We start from the raw sequence: 17,364 nt of genomic DNA, 5'->3' as shown, positions 1-17,364 counted from the left end.
TGCGTTTAGGAAGAATATTAATAAATGAAGTTTAAACAGTTAGTTGTTGCCGGATTATTGTTATCCATTGCTAGCTTAGCAAAAGCAGCCCCAAGTAGTGATTTTATCGTTCAAGATATTAAAGTTGAAGGTTTGCAGCGTGTTGCCTTAGGTGCAGCTTTAACTTATTTGCCAGTAACAGTTGGCGATGAGATGAATAGTTTTCGAATTTCGCAACTTATTCGGTCGATGTATTCCTCTACTCATTTTGAAAACATCAAAATCTATCGCGATGGTAATACACTATTGGTACGAGTGACTGAGCGGCCGACTATCAGTAATATCGTATTTGAAGATAACGACGATATTAAAGACGAACAATTACAAGAAAGCCTCAATGACGCCAATATTGTAGTAGGTGAACCACTCGATAAAACGGTGTTGACCTCAATAGAAAATGGCTTGAAAGATTTCTTTTATAGCATAGGTAAGTATAACGCAGACGTTACCGCGATTATTACTCCGTTACCTAGAAACCGGGTCGACCTTAAATTGTTATTTGAAGAAGGTGACTCTGCAAAAATCCAACAGATCAACATAGTAGGTAATGAAACCTTTAGCGATTTCGAGTTGTTAGACCAAGTTGAATTGCAATTTGATACCCCTTGGTGGGACTTTTTATCAGAAACCCGCTATCAGAAACAGACTCTGACTGGGGATATGGAAACTATAACCAGTTACTACAAAGACCGTGGATATTTACGGTTTAATATTGATTCAACTCAAGTATCAATGACACCTGATAAAACTGGCATATATGTCACCCTCAACGTTGCTGAAGGCGAGCAATATACCATTTCTGAAGTTGAGTTAATTGGCGACTTGTTGGGGTACGAAGACTATATCAAACTAGTCCTTCCGCTAACCAAAGGCGAGTTGTACAACCAAGCCGAAGTGACTTATACAGAAGAGTTTATCAGTAAGTACTTAGGCCGATATGGCTATGCATATCCTACAGTGACTACTATCCCTGATATCAACGAAGAAGACAAAACCGTGAAGTTAGTGTTGTCTGTTGACCCAGGTAAACGTATTTACGTACGTCGAATTAATTTTTCTGGGAACGTGAGCACCGCCGATGAGGTGTTGCGACAATCTGTATCTCAAATGGAAGGCTCATGGCTATCGAATGCCACGCTAGAGTCATCGAAAAATAGTCTTTCACGCTTAACTTATATGGAAAACGTTGATTTTGAAACTGTTCGACTTCCCGGTGAAGAAGACAAAGTAGATGTGAATTTTACCGTTAAAGAGCAACCATCTGGTGCGTTTAACGCAGGTATAGGTTACGGTGATCGTACTAAACTTAGTTTGCAAGCGGGGATTCAGCAAGATAACTTCTTGGGCACAGGTAAACGTATCGCATTTAATGTGAGTACTGTTTCTTATCAAAAAAGTGTACAGCTGTCTTATACCGACCCCTATTTTACCATTGATGGTATCAGTTTAGGTGGATCAGTATCTTACAGTGAATTTGACGGTAGTTCCGCCAACTTGATCCAATATAACAGTAAGCAGTTTTCGGTAGGCAGTAACGTTGGTTATCCTATAGACCAATTTAATCGAATTAATTTTGGATTAACCTATAGCGTCGTCGAGCTGTTCCAAAATCAGCCTTATGTGCAAACTACTCGTTTCAATAATCAATTTGTTGATGAAAGTAATCCAGATGCAGCGATAAAGTACGATAGTTTTTTAGCGTCGATAGCCTGGTCGCGAACCACCCTAAATCGAGGTGTTTTTCCAACCGCAGGTTCGTCACAACGTGCCTCATTTGGTATCACTACGCCTAATTCAGATGTGAACTATTTTAAAACTGAAATTGATGGAAAATGGTATTTTCCACTTTCTCGTAACCAACGCTGGTCATTTTTAGCAAGATTAAAAATGGGATACGGCAACGGCTATGGAGATGTTGGAGGTATCGACCAAATCTTACCTTTTACTCAACATTTTACGGCGGGTGGATCTGATTCTTTAAGAGGTTTTGAAAACAATACAGTGGGCCCTCGTGGATTACGCGTGTCACCGTCACAAATAGTCACAGACCCTAACGGCCAAGTAATCTTAGGGGATGAGTCCAACAATACATTCTCTGTTTCTAGTCGTTCACTTGGTGGTAATGCTATGGTGCTTGGTGGCGTAGAATTGATAGTGCCAACACCTTTCGTAGAGGTAGATTTTGATAACTCAGTGCGCACTAGCTTATTTGTCGATGTGGGTAATGTGTGGGATACCGAGTTTGATTACGATCGTTATAAGCTCTTGAACAACAACTTTTCACTCAGTAATGATGAATTAATTGATTATAGCGATCCAACACTCTATAGAGCATCGGGCGGAGTTTCTGTACAATGGCTATCACCTATGGGGCCAATGGTGTTTAGTTTCTCGAAAGTAATACAAGAAAGAGAAGGTGATGATTCGAAATTCTTCACTTTTAACATTGGTCAAACATTTTAATATATGGTTGGTATCACCCAACCTTAGAACAATAAGAAGTAGGAGTTCCTTTTGAAAAAGTTTACTAAAAGTTTAATTGCAGGTGCATTGTTAACTTCAGCTATGGCGAGTTCAGCTGTATTTGCGGAACAAAAAATTGGTGTTGTGAATGTTCAAGGAATATTCCAATCAATGCCTCAGGCTGCGTCCATTCAAGATGCCATTGCTGCACAATTCAAAGATAAAACTGAAGAAGTGAGCCGTTTAGAAAAAGACATTAAGTATTACCTTGAAAAAAATCAGCGTGATGCAGCGACAATGAGCGCTAAAGAAAAAACAGAACTTGAAGGCAAAATTATTGCTTTACGTGAAGAATACACTTCAAAAGCTCAACCTTTACAACAAGAAATTCAAAACCGTTTAAAGGAAGAACAAAACAAGTTATTAGGTTTAATTAAGCAAGGAATTGATACAGTCGCTGCTAAAGAAAAATATGACATGATTTTAAATGCCAATTCAGTGGCCTTTATTAATCCTGATCTAGATGTGTCTGAAATGGTGCTTGAGCAAGTTTCTAAAATCAAATAAGTCGCTTTAGTTGTAATGTGGGAGGTGTTTTGAGTCACGCAATCAGTCTTATTCAATTGGCACAAAGCATCGGTGCAGAATTGCGCCTAGCAGGCACCGATACTCAAGATACCCTCGTTAGCGGTTTATCTACCTTAGTCAAAGCAGGTGATGGCCAGGTTTCATTTTTGTCTAATAAAAGGTATCGAGGCCAGCTGCAAAGCACCAAAGCTCAGGCTGTTATTTTGCATCCAGACGAATTACCCCATTGCAGTCGTTCCGCGTTTGTTATGAACAATCCTTATGTGGGGTTTGCTAAAGCCGCACAACTGCTCGATACCACACCGAAACCTGCCCATGACATATCTGTTCATGCTGTTATTGGTGAAAATGTTGAGTTGGGCAAAAATGTTAAAATTGCTGCCAATGCGGTCATAGAAGCGGGCGCGATACTCGGCGACAATGTTATAATTGGAGCGGGATGTTTTGTAGGTAAAGGCGCGCATCTTGGTGAAAATACAAAATTATGGGCCAATGTCAGTATTTATCATGATGTAAAAATGGGTTCAGATTGTTTAGTTCAAGCTAACACTGTAATAGGTAGTGACGGCTTTGGGTATGCTAACGAAAATGGGCAGTGGATTAAAATCCCGCAACTTGGCAGTGTGGTCATTGGTAACCGAGTAGAAATTGGTGCAAGTACGACTATAGATCGTGGCGCCTTAGACAATACTATTTTGGCTGATGGCGTAATTATCGATAACCAATGTCAAATTGCTCACAACGTAGAGATCGGTGAAAACACAGCAATGGCTGCATGTTCTGTCATTGCAGGTAGCACCGTTATTGGTAAAAATTGCAGTATTGCAGGTCTAGTTGGCATAAATGGTCACATTAGCGTTTGTGATAACGTGGTTTTTACCGGCATGAGCATGGTCACTAAAAATATTACAGAACCCGGCATGTATTCGTCAGGCATACCGGCAGAAGCCAATCGAGAATGGCGCAAAAATATGGTAGCATTGCGAAATATTACTAGCCTTAATCAGCGCGTTAAATCATTGGAAAAAAGCCAGCAGCAGTAGTGATTTGACTACTAACTGGTTTGTTTAGGAGAACACCTTTTGGCTAACAAAATTAACACTCTCGAAATAGAAGATATCATGGAATTGCTTCCTCATAGGTATCCTTTCTTATTAGTAGATAGAGTGACAGACTACACAATTAATGAGTCTATATCGGCATATAAAAATATTACTTTTAATGAACCTTGTTTTACTGGGCACTTCCCAGGTAAACCGATTTTTCCTGGTGTCATGATCTTAGAAGCGTTGGCCCAAGTAGCTGGAGTGTTAGGCTTCAAGACAGCGGGTAATTCAGATGACTTATACCTATACGCAGGGGTAGATAATGCCCGCTTTAAATTACCCGTAGTGCCGGGTGACCGTATGGATATGGAAGTTAAATTAATAAAAGAACGTCGTGGAATTTGGAAGTTTCATGGTTTAGCCAGCGTGGATGGAAAAGCCGCGTGTGAAGCTGAGTTCATGTGTGCTATGAGGAAAATGTAACTGGTGATACATTCTACTGCCGTTATCCATCCTTCCGCTAAACTAGGTGAAAATGTCTCAATTGGCGCTTTTTGCATGATTGATGCAGACGTTAGCATTGGTGATAACACTGTGCTTGAATCTCATGTGGTTGTCAAAGGTAAAACCAGTATAGGTAAAGGCAATCATATATATCAGTTTGCGTCTGTGGGTGAAGATTGTCAGGATAAAAAGTACGCTGGTGAGCCAACTGAATTAATCATTGGTGATAATAATGTGATCCGTGAATCGGTGACTATCCATCGTGGCACCGTCCAAGATCAAGGCGTAACAAGAATTGGCTCAAACAACTTATTGATGTGTTTTGTACATGTTGCTCATGATTGTGTCATCGGTGATAACAGCATTTTGGCCACTAGTGCCATACTTGCTGGGCATGTGCACATAGGTGATTGGGTGATTATGGGAGGTGCGACAGCCTCTCATCAATTTTGCAAAATTGGTGATCACAGTTTTATCGGTGGGGGCGCGATAATTTTAGCCGACGTACCACCTTTTTTAATGTTAGGAAATGACAGCAAGCCTCGAGGTATCAATGCGGAAGGTTTAAAACGTCGTGGTTTTGATAGTGATACCATATTACAAATCAAGCGAGCCTATAAAGTATTATACCGCCAAGGCAATAGAGCTGAAGAGGCGGTTGAACTGCTGCTAGCCATGCCTGGTAACACTCCTGAAGTAAAACTCTTGGCCAATTTTGTTGCTAATTCCTCTCGCGGTATTGCGCGCTAACTCATGAGCGACAAAATCTTGAGGATTGGTATTGTGGCTGGTGAAGCGTCTGGCGATATCCTTGCAGCAGGTCTCATTAAACAACTCAAAAAACGTTTTCCCAATGCTACTTTTGAAGGTATCGCCGGTCCTAAAATGCAGGCTCAAGGCTGTCAAACGCTATTCGATATGGAAGAGCTGTCAGTGATGGGCTTAGTTGAGGTATTGTCGCGGATTCGTAGATTGATGTTTGTACGTAAGACTCTAGTCAATCATTTTCTAGCTAACCCACCAGATGTGTTTATTGGGGTTGATGCACCTGATTTTAACTTAGGAGTAGAACTCAAGCTCAAAAACCACGGAATTAGAACGGTTCAATATGTTAGCCCTACCGTTTGGGCATGGCGTGAAAACCGCATTTTTAAAATTGCCAAAGCGACTCACATGGTTTTGAGTATTTTTCCGTTTGAAAAACAAGTGTACGACAAATACCAGATACCTTGTGAATTTGTTGGTCACACCATGGCTGATGATATTGCGATCAAACCCGATCAACAAAAAGCCCGCGAAGCGTTAAAAATTAAGGAAAATGAGGTCGTTTTAGCGCTGCTTCCTGGTAGTAGGAAACGCGAAGTTGAAACGTTGTTTGATGTCTTCATCCAATCGTGTTTATTGCTAAAAAGTGATATCAAAAAGTTTAAAGTGTTAATTCCAGTGGTTAATCGTCAACGTAAAGCTCAAGTTGACGAGTATATCCAAACACGCAAACCAGATTTAGATATTCAGGTGGTTATCGGCCATGCCAGAGAGGTAATGATAGCCTCTGATGCTGTGTTACTTGCGTCTGGAACGGCCACGCTAGAAGCCATGTTATGTAAGAAAAACATGGTAGCAGCTTATAAACTTAGTGGTTTAACTTATCAAATGATGAAATGGTTATATAAAGCCAAATACTTTGCGTTGCCCAATGTACTAGCGGGAGAAAAAATCGTACCTGAGTTGCTTCAAAATGACGTGACACCTGAGGCGATTAGTCAGTTGTTGGTGCCTATGTTGACCCAACAAAATACCGAAGCGCAACAGCTGCTTATTCGAAAGTTTGAAGCTTTGCACGAATCATTAAAAAAAGACGCTGACGTTCAATCCGCGGCAGTTGTCTCTAGCTTAATTGGGCAGCCTCTATGACTGAATTGATAGCGGGAGTAGATGAAGTCGGCCGTGGACCTTTAGTGGGAGATGTAGTCACTGCTGCGGTTATTCTTGATCCTCGACATACAATTAACGGATTGGCCGACTCCAAAAAATTATCTGAAAAGAAACGAAATATTTTAGCGGCTGAAATTAAGGAATATGCATTAGCCTGGTCGATTGGACGTGCAAGTCCTCGAGAAATAGATGAACTTAATATTTTGCATGCCACAATGCTGGCGATGACTCGAGCGGTACAAGAATTGTCAATCCAACCAACTCACGTAATGGTTGACGGAAATCGTTGTCCGAATTGGCACTATTCGTGTGAATCTGTGGTCAAAGGTGATGGCTTAATTGCCGAAATTTCAGCCGCTTCAATTATTGCTAAAGTCACACGAGACCAAGAAATGTTGGCTTTAGATCAACAACATCCAGAGTATGGCTTCGCTAAACATAAAGGTTACCCCACCGCATTTCATTTAGCTAAGCTCGCTGAGCTTGGGCCACTTTCTCAATATCGAATGAGTTTTAAGCCAGTGCAGCAATCTCTTGCGTTGCATGATGGTCAATTAGCAGGCTCTTAAATGACAGAACAAACTCAACAAGCCGCGGTAAATTTTGTACATTTACGGGTACATAGTGATTTTTCCATGTTAGATGGGTTAAATAAGGTCAAACCTCTTATTTCTCATGTCAAGAAACTGGGAATGCCTGCTGTTGCTATTACTGATCAAATGAATATGTGTGGCTTGGTCAAATTTTATCGCCAAGCTCATGATAACGGCATCAAGCCAATTATAGGTGCAGATTTTTGGGTCTGTGGTGATGAACTTGAAGGGACTTTGTTTCGCCTTACATTGTTAGCTTTGGATAATATAGGCTACAAAAATATCACCCTTTTAATCTCCAAAGCTTATTTGCGCGGAAGTATAAACGACAGAGCCGTAATAGACCGAGCATGGTTAGCAGAACACAGCCAAGGTGTACTTGTATTATCGGGTGGTAAGTCAGGCGATTTAGGTATGTTATTGACTAAGGGCAATATGGATATTGCTAACAACGTCACAGAGTTTTATCAGCAACACTTTCCTAATCGTTTTTATTTGGAGTTGACCCGAACAGGTCGAATAGGCGAAGAAGATTACATTCATCGCGCGGTAGATTGGGCGCAACAATATGACTTACCAGTGGTAGCCACCAACGAAGTGTGTTTTGTTGATAAACAATACTTTGATGCGCATGAAATTCGTGTAGCGATTCATGACGGTTTTACCTTGGGAGATCCTCGTAGGCCAAAAGAATATTCTGAACAGCAATACTTGCGTACTGCTGAAGAAATGATGGAATTATTTTCTGATATTCCTGAAGCAATTCAAAATACTGTTGAAATCGCAAAGCGCTGTAATGTTACGGTTCAACTAGGTACATACTTTCTACCTGATTTTCCTACAGAAGGTATGGATATTAAAGATTATCTGGTTAAGGTCTCGGAAGAGGGACTAGAGCGAAGATTGGCATTTTTGTTCCCAGACGAACAAGTTCGTTTAGAAAAACGACCAGAATACGATGACAGGTTAGCGATTGAGCTTAAGGTTATTAACCAAATGGGGTTCCCAGGTTATTTCTTGATCGTGATGGAGTTTATTCAATGGAGTAAAGACAATAATATTCCAGTAGGTCCAGGGCGCGGGTCGGGTGCGGGGTCACTTGTGGCTTATGCGCTAGATATAACCGATCTTGATCCACTAGAATACGACCTATTATTCGAGCGATTTTTAAATCCTGAACGGGTATCCATGCCAGACTTTGACGTGGATTTTTGCATGGATAGGCGTGATGAGGTGATTGATCATGTCGCTGAAATGTATGGGCGCGACGCGGTATCTCAAATTATCACTTTCGGTACTATGGCAGCAAAAGCGGTAGTGCGAGATGTGGGGCGAGTGTTGGGTCACCCATATGGTTTTGTTGATAGGATCTCTAAGCTTATTCCTGCTACTCCCGGTATGACATTAGAAAAAGCCTTTGTCGAAGAACCGCGGTTGCCTGAGTTATATAACCAAGACGAAGAAGTCAAAGATCTCATAGACATGTGTCGTATCTTGGAAGGTTGTACTCGTAATGCGGGTAAACATGCTGGTGGCGTAGTAATAGCGCCGACACTTATCACGGATTTTGCTCCGCTATATTGTGATGACGAAGGTAAAAATCCAGTCACTCAATTTGATAAAAACGATGTTGAAACGGCAGGTTTAGTTAAATTCGACTTCTTAGGATTGCGCACGCTGACTATTATTCAGTGGGCGATGGATATGATCAAATCGGGTAAAGGCATCGATATTAATATTGCGGCTATCCCGCTAGAAGATCCAAAATGTTTTAGGTTATTGCAAAATGCCGAGACCACAGCAGTATTTCAGCTCGAATCTCGTGGCATGAAAGAGTTGATAAAACGCCTAAAACCAGATTGTTTTGAAGATATTATCGCACTAGTGGCACTTTTCAGACCAGGTCCGCTGCAATCGGGCATGGTAGACAACTTTATTGATCGTAAGCATGGACGAGAAGAGGTTTCTTACCCTGATGCCCAATATCAACATGAATGTTTGAAGGAAATTTTGCAGCCCACCTATGGCATTATTTTGTATCAAGAACAGGTTATGCAAATTGCACAGGTGATGTCTGGTTATAGCTTAGGTGGCGCAGATTTATTACGTCGTGCTATGGGTAAGAAAAACCTAGAAGAAATGGAAAAGCAGCGGGAATCATTCGAGTCCGGTGCAAAAGAGAACGGAATTGATCCAACGCTAGCAATTAAAATTTTTGACCTTGTTGAAAAATTTGCAGGTTATGGTTTTAACAAATCTCACTCCGCAGCTTATGCATTAGTATCGTACCAAACTTTATGGCTTAAAACCCATTACCCCGCAGAATTTATGGCCGCTGTCATGTCAGCCGATATGGATAACTCCGACAAAATCGTCACTTTGGTTGATGAATGTAATCGTATGGGATTAACTATCTTGCCTCCGGATGTGAATGCCGGCAGCCACAAGTTTACAGTTGATGCAGAAGGACGCATTGTTTACGGTATTGGTGCGGTCAAGGGGGTGGGTGAAGGGCCAATTGAGGCGATTATTGAAGCTCGGGAGGAATCTGGAAAATTTAGCGATTTATTCGATTTTTGCGCCAAGGTGGATTTAAAACGCATCAATAAGCGTATTTTAGAAAAACTGGTTTTGGCTGGTGCATTAGACAATTTGGGACCACATCGCGCTTCATTAATGCATTCGTTACCTAATGCTTTAGCGGCAGCTGGACAGCATGCTAAAGATAAGAACTCGGGACAATCAGATATGTTTGGGTTATTGACCACTGAACCCGAGGAAGTACAACAAGCCTTTGCTGATGTTAAACCATGGCCAGAGAAAGTCTGGTTAGACGGTGAAAAGACCACATTGGGACTTTATCTTACTGGTCATCCTATCAATCAGTATCTCAACGAAATTAAGTATTATGCGCCTTGCCGTTTGGTTGATCTAAAACCTACTAATAGAGATCAAACTGCTTTTGCAGTAGGGTTAGTGTTAGGGGTAAGAGTGATGACCAATAAAAGAGGACGTCGCTGGGCCTTAGTAACATTAGATGACAAAAGTGCCAGAGTAGATGTTAGGTTTTTTCCTGATATGCTTGAGCAATATGAAGAATTGCTGCAAGAAGACAAAATATTGGTAATAAGCGGACAGGTCAGCTTTGATGAATTCTCTGGTGGCAATACAATGTCCGCCCGCGATGCAATGGACTTAGTACAAGCCCGTGAAAAAAATGCGAAAGGGTTGCAAGTGCATTTGGAATCGAGCTGGTGTAATCCTTCTACTGTCTCTAAACTGCAGTCAGTTTTGCAGCCTTATCAAGGCGGTAGTTGCCCTGTTCAGATACGTTATGTGCATCCAGATGCAAAAGTTGATTTAACCTTGGGCGCACAGTGGTATGTTACACCCCAAGATGAGTTACTATATGACTTACAACAGCTGTTAGGAAAACCTCAGGTTGATTTGGAATTCCATTAACTCGTTCAAACAAGCGAAAGATTGAAAAGCTGTAAACAATTATTATTAGGTGTTCAATGAGTGTAAATTTTTTAGAATTCGAAAAACCCATCGCTGAATTAGAAGCGAAGATTGAAGAGTTAAGGCTAGTCAATCAAGGGGGAGAATTTGATGTCAATATTGAAGAAGAGATCACTAAACTGCGAGAAAAAAGCGCAGAGTTAAGCCGCAAAATTTTTGCAGACTTAGGCGCTTGGCAAGTGTGCCAAATTGCGCGTCACCCAATGCGCCCGTATACCTACGATTACATAGAACATATTTGTAGCGAATTTGACGAGCTAGCGGGCGACCGAGCATTTGCTGACGATAAAGCCATAGTGGGTGGTTTAGCTAAAATTGATGGACAACCTGTGATGGTTATTGGTCATCAAAAAGGTCGCGATACCAAAGAAAAAATAAAACGTAATTTTGGAATGCCTAAACCCGAAGGTTATCGTAAGGCATTGCGTTTGATGGAAATGGCTGAGCGTTTCAACTTACCTATTATTACGTTTATTGATACCCCAGGAGCCTATCCAGGTGTTGGAGCAGAAGAGCGTGGTCAAAGTGAAGCCATTGCGCGTAACCTTAAAGTGATGTCTGGCTTAAAGGTGCCTATTATTTGCACGGTAATCGGTGAAGGTGGCTCGGGTGGAGCATTGGCTATAGGTGTAGGTGACCGAGTTAATATGCTGCAATATAGTACTTACTCAGTTATTTCACCCGAAGGCTGTGCCTCTATTTTATGGAAAAGTGCTGAAAAAGCGCCATTGGCCGCCGAAGCTATGGGAGTGAGCGCTGGGAAAATTAAAGAATTAGGGCTGATCAATCAAATTGTCAGCGAGCCATTAGGTGGAGCGCATCGCGACCATGATAGTATGGCTGCTAATCTAAAGGCCACTTTGAAACAACAGCTAGCGCAGCTAAGTAGTTTGTCTACTGAAGAATTGTTAGCGCAACGCTATGAAAGATTGATGTCTTTTGGTTATTGTTAAATAATCTCAGTTTCTTAAACCCTATAAAGCCATCTTTAAAGGTGGCTTTTTTATTACTGAAACTTCGCTACGATATATGTCGATACTTACAACACTTAAGGAGCAACTCGGAAGTGAGCCACTGTCATCGGCGTCACAGATAGTTGTTGCCTATAGTGGAGGTGTAGACTCACATGTGCTGTTGCATGCACTTGATAAAATAAGAAACCAACAGTCACTTCCGTTTCAACTCAGTGCAATCCATATTCATCATGGTTTAAGTCAACATGCAGACCAGTGGCAAAACCATTGTGAGCAAATTTGTAGAAGCTTAGACGTGGCATTTCAAACCGTAAATGTGAACCTTGTCGATGCCCCCAGGCAAAGCTTAGAAGCGCAAGCTAGAGAAGCGCGTTACAACCAGTTGACCGAGTTAGCACCTGCTAATAGCCAAGTATTGCTTGGGCAACATCAAGATGACCAACTTGAAACGTTTTTATTGCAGTTAAAGCGCGGTGCGGGGCCTAAAGGTTTGTCTGCAATGAATCGCTCTTGGATAGTGTCTGGTTCAACAGGCTCAGGCAAATACGTTGGATTTTATCGGCCACTATTAGACGTGACGCAACAACAAATTTTGGAATATGCGCGACATCATAACTTGCAGTGGTGTGAGGACGAATCCAATCAAAATACAGATTTTGAAAGGAACTTTTTGCGTCACGATGTGCTGCCTGTGCTTCAAAATCGTTGGCCTGAAATCGCCCGTTCAGTCGCAAGAAGTGCGTCTTTATGTGCAGAACAACAATCTTTGTTAGATGAAATCAATGAAGACAAACTTAAATCGTTACGAGCTTCAGCTAACAGTTTGCACCTATCCGGGTTGAAACAATTGTCGCAACCGTGGTTGCATCAGTTAATTCGTTATTGGTTAGCTGAACTAGGTATTCAGAATCCATCGTTAGCTATGTTAAGGCAACTTAAACCTGAGTTACTTGACGCTGCTGATGATGCAACGCCAATTCTACAATGGCAAGATTGGCAATTTAGGCGTTTTAACCAACAATTATTTGTTATCAATGTGCCCCCAGAGCGCGTTTCGTTTGGTATGCAATGGCAGGGTGAAAAGCGTGTTAATTTACCTTACAACCAAGGAAGTCTTAGTTTTTTAACCGTTAAAACCCTTACTACTAATTTAAAGTCTCAGTTTAATATTGATCCAAGTTTAGGTTCAGTTGAGATCCGTCTAGGCGGTTATGGAATTAAATTTAAACCACTAGGCAGTGCTTATTCAAAACCTGTTAAACAATGGTTTAAAGAATGGAAGGTTGCACCATGGGTGCGAGAAAGCGCGGTATTTGTGGTTCAAAACGAAGTCGTGTTGGCGTTATTAATTCAAGGTCAATGGTATTTGTCACAAGCAACTGAGTCGCTTTCTAGTGAAACAAGCATAGTGTCAGTCACCTTCGATAGTGATGCTCATTAAAGTGAATACCCCAAGTTATACCGCAACTTCTAAGGCTTTATTAATACGCGTATTGTACTCATCTAATTTCGATTGCTGATTTTCGGATAATACTACTTTTCCTAGTGTTTCTAAGCACTTTGAAACGTTTTGGCTTTCTTCTGCAGTTAGGCCTTCTTCCTCTGACAAAATGGCAAGTACTTTCAACAAGCTAATCACTATATTGATATTGTTAGGTGACAATTGTGCCGCTTGTTGTAAAAGATCATATGCCGGTCGATAGCGTTTGTTTTTGTAATGTGTAGAGGCCATTTCCCCCAATTCTTTTGGGCTATAACGAATATCTTTACGCTCATTTGATTCTTGCTCTAAATATTCCGCTAACACCTTACCAGTGAAAGTATCCAGCTCCACTTCGTTTTTCATTTGCTCTAGCAAACCTATTGATTGTTCCCATAACCCGACTTCATGAAAGGCTTTGACTTTGTCTAAGTTGTCTTCAAAGCTCATAAGTTGAGAGTCTTGATCGAGGGATAGCATAATTTGCTCTGCTTGTTTTTTATCTTGGCGTAAGTTAAGCAGTCTTACTTCAATCACCTTAATTTGCTCACCTAAATCTGCAGAGGCGCCAAAGTCTTGCTTTAACCTAGCCAGTGTTTTTTCGGTATTGATTAATAATTTGTTAGCGTCGACCTCGGGTAATGTGGCCGCAAGATCTATCGCAGAGCGCATCACATTCAATTGCAGGGCTGGGGAGTCATGAATAGAATTTTTAGCGTATTTTGCCATGTTTCTTGTGGCTAAGTATTGCCCCATTCTGTCATGATTTAAGCGAGCAAGGTTCCATGATTTCCTATTGCGCTCGATACTGCGAGGCGCTAACTTAGTTGCCTCTTGAATGATTTCATAACCTTGTTGGTAGTCTTCTTTGTCGATATGGTATTCGGCCAATAGGTCGTACGTGGCAAATTTAGTATCATCCCGCTCTAAAAGCTTAGCGGTAAGTTCGGTTGCCTCATCAATTTTATTTTGTTTCAGCAAGGTAGACGCCAATCCAACTTGTACCCATGCGTAAGTGTATATTTTAGTCAGTGAGTCGTAAAAGGCTTGAGCAGCTTCGTATTCTTTTATATTAAATAAGCTTTTGCCAATCAAACGATTAATATGAGGGTAATACAAAGACAGGGCTGCATCTTTCAACTGGCGTTCCGCATAATAAATAGCGGTAGGAAACTCACCTTGGTCATAACAATACCGCAATGCATAGAGTTTCTTTTCGATAGTGATTATTTGATGGATACGTTTTTCGACTTTTGAGCGATCTAATGGTTTAACCCAAAAATCGGTGGGCTCCATTTCTACTACGCAATTGACTAAACCTTGCGTAGTATCGGCGCTTAAAAACACCACACAAGTGGTTTTGGTGATAAAACCTTTGTACTTCAATTCTTCCAAAAGGTTAAAGCCGTCTTTGTCACTTTTTACATCAAAGGCAATAAGTATCATGTCAAAACGTGTTACTTCACATAATCGCAATGCAGCGTAAGCATTGTGGGCGCTTTGTACGTTTTTAATTCCAGCGTCAAGTAAGGCGCCTCTTACCACTGTATGTACTAAAGCCTGCCCATCAATTATTAATACTTCAATGTCAGCATTAGGTTTCTGCGCGGGTATTTTTAGCAAGTCCCCAGTCCTTTGTTATTGTTATCATTATTTACTTCCGTAGCTAATTTATTATTGTCAGCGCTGATTGTCTAGTAAATAAACACAACTGATACTGGGCATTTACTTTTTAAAACAAAGGCTTGTTAAGGTTTATTGAGCGCGTCGCTTAAATACAAACTTGGTTTCCTGTTTTTTACCGTCATTTTCAATTACCACATATACGTGAATTTCATTGTCATTGATTAATTTGTAGGTGTAGCCTTCGAAAAAAGCGGCGTTGTCAGTTAATCTAACTAACTTAAAATTCATACTTTGATCTTTTTCTTCCCAGCCTTTGAGATCTTCACTAAAGTGTTTTAGTTGCAACAATAAACTTCCTTGATGTTCTGAAATTGTTAGCAACTCATAAAACTTAACCTGATCGTTTTCAGTAAACTTAAAAGACGCCATCATTGACCCTGCTACCGGCTTTGACCAGACTTCTTCAAACTGACCACCCCAAATTTCACCTTGCCAGTAGCCTGATATCCAGTCTACCTCTTCGATTGAAGCTATTGGAGAAGAAGCACCAGCAGCTAAATACTCTGTATTGGTGTGCAACTCTGAGGTTTCACCTCGTATTGCTGAGGTGAAAAGCAGAGCAAAAACAACAAAAGAAAAGCGAATTGAAGAGGCCATTTTAGAATTCCATTAAAAGTAATTTGTAAATTACAACGAACGAGTAACAACTATTTCGACAAACTCTCTATTAAAAATATTATTGTTGCAACAGGTATGAGTGGTTTGAGATTACATTTACTGGAGAGTCAATATGCATATTTGTGGTCGACCATAGCTTTATTAGATATTTGTCATTAGAACCAACCCGTTAGATTGGGAGAGTCAGCCAGTAGCATTCAACATTAAGAAACGAAAAAACTTGTCGCGCTTAACATATGTACAAAACTTCGCTACGCTGTCAGGGTTTCTAATTCTTACTTGGTATCTAACCTAGATATACTCAACAAGACGCTACCTCTAATAAAAACCTAAATTTGTCATTAAGGAGATAAACATCGATTTCAACAGACTAGTACAGTGGATAGCGATCGTAATTGAACTCATCGGGCTGGCGTTAATTGCCGTTGAACTCTATTTCCCGAGGTTATCAGAAAACCTTAAAGCTACATTTGAAGCAACTAAACCTAAGTTTATGAAGAATCCGATCCTGTGGATAGGAAGTTACATTTTATTTTGGGTTGTATCCGTTATAGCCCTATCGATTTGGGACCAATCAATGCTTCTGGTTGCAAACATACTTTTTAGTGTTTTTACTTTGCTAGTTTTTGTTATTTTAGGAATAAGCAAAGCGCTTGTACGGTTAGGAGTTGTATTAGGCAGGGGCAATTCGGTAGGTGGTGTGGGTCTGGTATTGGCACTAATCGGCTTTTCAATAGAAGTTGTTCAATTAGTTTAATGACAGATTGCGGGTCGGTTATTGACTATAAAAGGAAATGCATTGGCTAGTTGGGTATCCTAAGTAGGGAGGATAAAAATCATTGCTACTTAGGCCAAAAGCACTAATAGAACTTAACTGTGTTGAGGTTAATTCTTAGTCGACGTTCAATAAGTTAAAAGTAAAAAAGGACATAAAATGCCGGTTAGAAAGTGGCTGCTGCAGTATTGTATAGCTTTACCAATCATCTTCAGTTTACTGACTGGAGTACAGTATTTAAAAGGCCAAACTGTTTCCTATTCAATAGCGTTTGGTGTTATTTGGTCTTTAATTACCATTGCTATATTTGCCATTCGCAGGGCTTATAATTTTCGTAAAAACATCGCTTGCGACATTTGTAATGATTTACCTACAACTAGGCAACAACAAAAATAACAGTCAACTAATTTGCCCCTGTAGCTTTTAAAGTTGCAGTCAAAACTCAAAAACGATAACTCAAAAAACGATTATTGGTGGGGCAATTCTAAATGCACCTCAACTCAATGTTATTTAAAGTCCAAGGGTGAGCAATGAAACTTATATTCGAAACCTACGCTAAATATAATGCTCGCATGAATCAACAGTTTTATGATTTAGCGAGTAAGTTAGATAGAACTCAATTAAACGAAAATAGAGGGATTTATTTTGGCTCTATCATCGCTACTCTTAATCATATTGTGGTGGGGGATATTAGTTGGCTAAAACGTTTTGCACAGCATCCGCTTCACTTTACAAGTCTAGAGTTGGTTCGCGAACTCCCACAACCACCCAGACTGAGTTCAATAATTTATGATGATTTAGTACAACTACATCAGTTAAGAAAGTCTTTAGATGATTGTATTTTGGCCTATACGCGAGAAATTGATGCAACTGCGTTAAGGACAAGTTTAACCTATTCGAACTTTAGGGGAGTTCAATCCACAAAGTCGCTTAAGTTATTAATGCTGCACTTTTTCAATCATCAAACACATCACAGAGGGCAGGTGAGTGCCTTGTTTAACCAAATGAACATCGATATTGGAGTGACCGACTTACTTTTGGAAATACCTAACCTGAGCTCGGGTTAAGACGTGCCGCGTCCTATAAAGTCAATCTAATAAAAACAATAGGTTATAATCTTACTATTTATCTAGCCGCCAAT

13 protein-coding genes are annotated in these 17,364 nt (G+C 40.5%); 11 read left to right on the top strand and 2 right to left on the bottom strand.

Annotated elements, in window-relative coordinates:
- Positions 1-24 precede the first annotated feature (24 nt).
- The 10 genes from bamA to tilS all read left to right on the top strand — a co-directional run bounded on the left by bamA (position 25) and on the right by tilS (position 13,105).
- Positions 25-2,502 carry an outer membrane protein assembly factor BamA gene (gene bamA / locus ABJK37_RS06090; protein ID WP_348351150.1) on the top strand — a complete coding sequence of 826 codons (2,478 nt, stop codon included), beginning with the start codon at positions 25-27 and terminating at the stop codon, positions 2,500-2,502.
- Between the two features lie 51 nt (positions 2,503-2,553).
- Complete coding sequence (locus ABJK37_RS06085; protein ID WP_348351148.1) at positions 2,554-3,069, top strand: OmpH family outer membrane protein; 516 nt, start codon at positions 2,554-2,556, stop codon at positions 3,067-3,069.
- 29 nt (positions 3,070-3,098) lie between these two features.
- A complete protein-coding gene (lpxD, locus tag ABJK37_RS06080) occupies positions 3,099-4,133 on the top strand; it encodes a UDP-3-O-(3-hydroxymyristoyl)glucosamine N-acyltransferase (protein WP_348351146.1) in 1,035 nt (344 codons plus the stop codon).
- A 39-nt stretch (positions 4,134-4,172) separates the two neighbouring features.
- The gene (gene fabZ, locus ABJK37_RS06075; protein ID WP_348351144.1) at positions 4,173-4,619 is read left to right on the top strand and encodes a 3-hydroxyacyl-ACP dehydratase FabZ; all 447 of its coding nucleotides are present in this window, start codon (positions 4,173-4,175) and stop codon (positions 4,617-4,619) included.
- 3 nt (positions 4,620-4,622) lie between these two features.
- Complete coding sequence (gene lpxA / locus ABJK37_RS06070; protein WP_348351142.1) at positions 4,623-5,390, top strand: acyl-ACP--UDP-N-acetylglucosamine O-acyltransferase; 768 nt, start codon at positions 4,623-4,625, stop codon at positions 5,388-5,390.
- Between the two features lie 3 nt (positions 5,391-5,393).
- Positions 5,394-6,554, top strand: a complete 1,161-nt coding sequence (gene lpxB, locus ABJK37_RS06065; RefSeq protein ID WP_348351140.1) for a lipid-A-disaccharide synthase — start codon at positions 5,394-5,396, stop codon at positions 6,552-6,554.
- Complete coding sequence (gene rnhB / locus ABJK37_RS06060; RefSeq protein ID WP_348351138.1) at positions 6,551-7,144, top strand: ribonuclease HII; 594 nt, start codon at positions 6,551-6,553, stop codon at positions 7,142-7,144. The genes lpxB and rnhB overlap by 4 nt, the downstream gene beginning before the upstream one ends.
- The gene (gene dnaE / locus ABJK37_RS06055) at positions 7,145-10,630 is read left to right on the top strand and encodes a DNA polymerase III subunit alpha (RefSeq protein WP_348351136.1); all 3,486 of its coding nucleotides are present in this window, start codon (positions 7,145-7,147) and stop codon (positions 10,628-10,630) included.
- 56 nt (positions 10,631-10,686) lie between these two features.
- Entirely contained in the window at positions 10,687-11,643 is a 957-nt protein-coding gene (gene accA, locus ABJK37_RS06050; RefSeq protein ID WP_348351133.1) for an acetyl-CoA carboxylase carboxyl transferase subunit alpha, read from the top strand.
- A gap of 76 nt (positions 11,644-11,719) precedes the next feature.
- On the top strand, positions 11,720-13,105 hold the full coding sequence (gene tilS, locus ABJK37_RS06045) for a tRNA lysidine(34) synthetase TilS (RefSeq protein ID WP_348351131.1): 1,386 nt from the start codon (positions 11,720-11,722) through the stop codon (positions 13,103-13,105).
- Positions 13,106-13,120: 15 nt separating this feature from the next.
- On the opposite strand, the gene ABJK37_RS06040 is transcribed toward tilS, so the two are convergent.
- Complete coding sequence (locus ABJK37_RS06040; RefSeq protein WP_348351129.1) at positions 13,121-14,767, bottom strand: response regulator; 1,647 nt, start codon at positions 14,765-14,767, stop codon at positions 13,121-13,123.
- Between the two features lie 132 nt (positions 14,768-14,899).
- Positions 14,900-15,427, bottom strand: coding sequence for a DUF6265 family protein (locus ABJK37_RS06035; RefSeq protein ID WP_348351127.1), 528 nt, complete (start codon positions 15,425-15,427; stop codon positions 14,900-14,902).
- A 1,326-nt stretch (positions 15,428-16,753) separates the two neighbouring features.
- On the opposite strand from ABJK37_RS06035, the gene ABJK37_RS06030 reads away from it, so the two are divergent.
- Positions 16,754-17,290, top strand: coding sequence for a DinB family protein (locus ABJK37_RS06030; RefSeq protein WP_348351125.1), 537 nt, complete (start codon positions 16,754-16,756; stop codon positions 17,288-17,290).
- Positions 17,291-17,364: the final 74 nt, after the last annotated feature.

This window comes from Paraglaciecola sp., assembly GCF_039964565.1.
Lineage (GTDB): Bacteria > Pseudomonadota > Gammaproteobacteria > Enterobacterales > Alteromonadaceae > Paraglaciecola.
This window is presented reverse-complemented; position numbering and strand designations above follow the sequence as displayed.

Bases quoted from the DNA above. Each gene is read 5' to 3' on its own strand.
- bamA (WP_348351150.1), top strand. From the start codon at position 25: ATGAAGTTTAAACAGTTAGTTGTTGCCGGATTATTGTTATCCATTGCT.
- lpxB (WP_348351140.1), top strand. From the start codon at position 5,394: ATGAGCGACAAAATCTTGAGGATTGGTATTGTGGCTGGTGAAGCGTCT.
- rnhB (WP_348351138.1), top strand. From the start codon at position 6,551: ATGACTGAATTGATAGCGGGAGTAGATGAAGTCGGCCGTGGACCTTTA.
- dnaE (WP_348351136.1), top strand. From the start codon at position 7,145: ATGACAGAACAAACTCAACAAGCCGCGGTAAATTTTGTACATTTACGG.
- accA (WP_348351133.1), top strand. From the start codon at position 10,687: ATGAGTGTAAATTTTTTAGAATTCGAAAAACCCATCGCTGAATTAGAA.
- tilS (WP_348351131.1), top strand. From the start codon at position 11,720: ATGTCGATACTTACAACACTTAAGGAGCAACTCGGAAGTGAGCCACTG.
- ABJK37_RS06035 (WP_348351127.1), bottom strand. From the start codon at position 15,427: ATGGCCTCTTCAATTCGCTTTTCTTTTGTTGTTTTTGCTCTGCTTTTC.
- ABJK37_RS06030 (WP_348351125.1), top strand. From the start codon at position 16,754: ATGAAACTTATATTCGAAACCTACGCTAAATATAATGCTCGCATGAAT.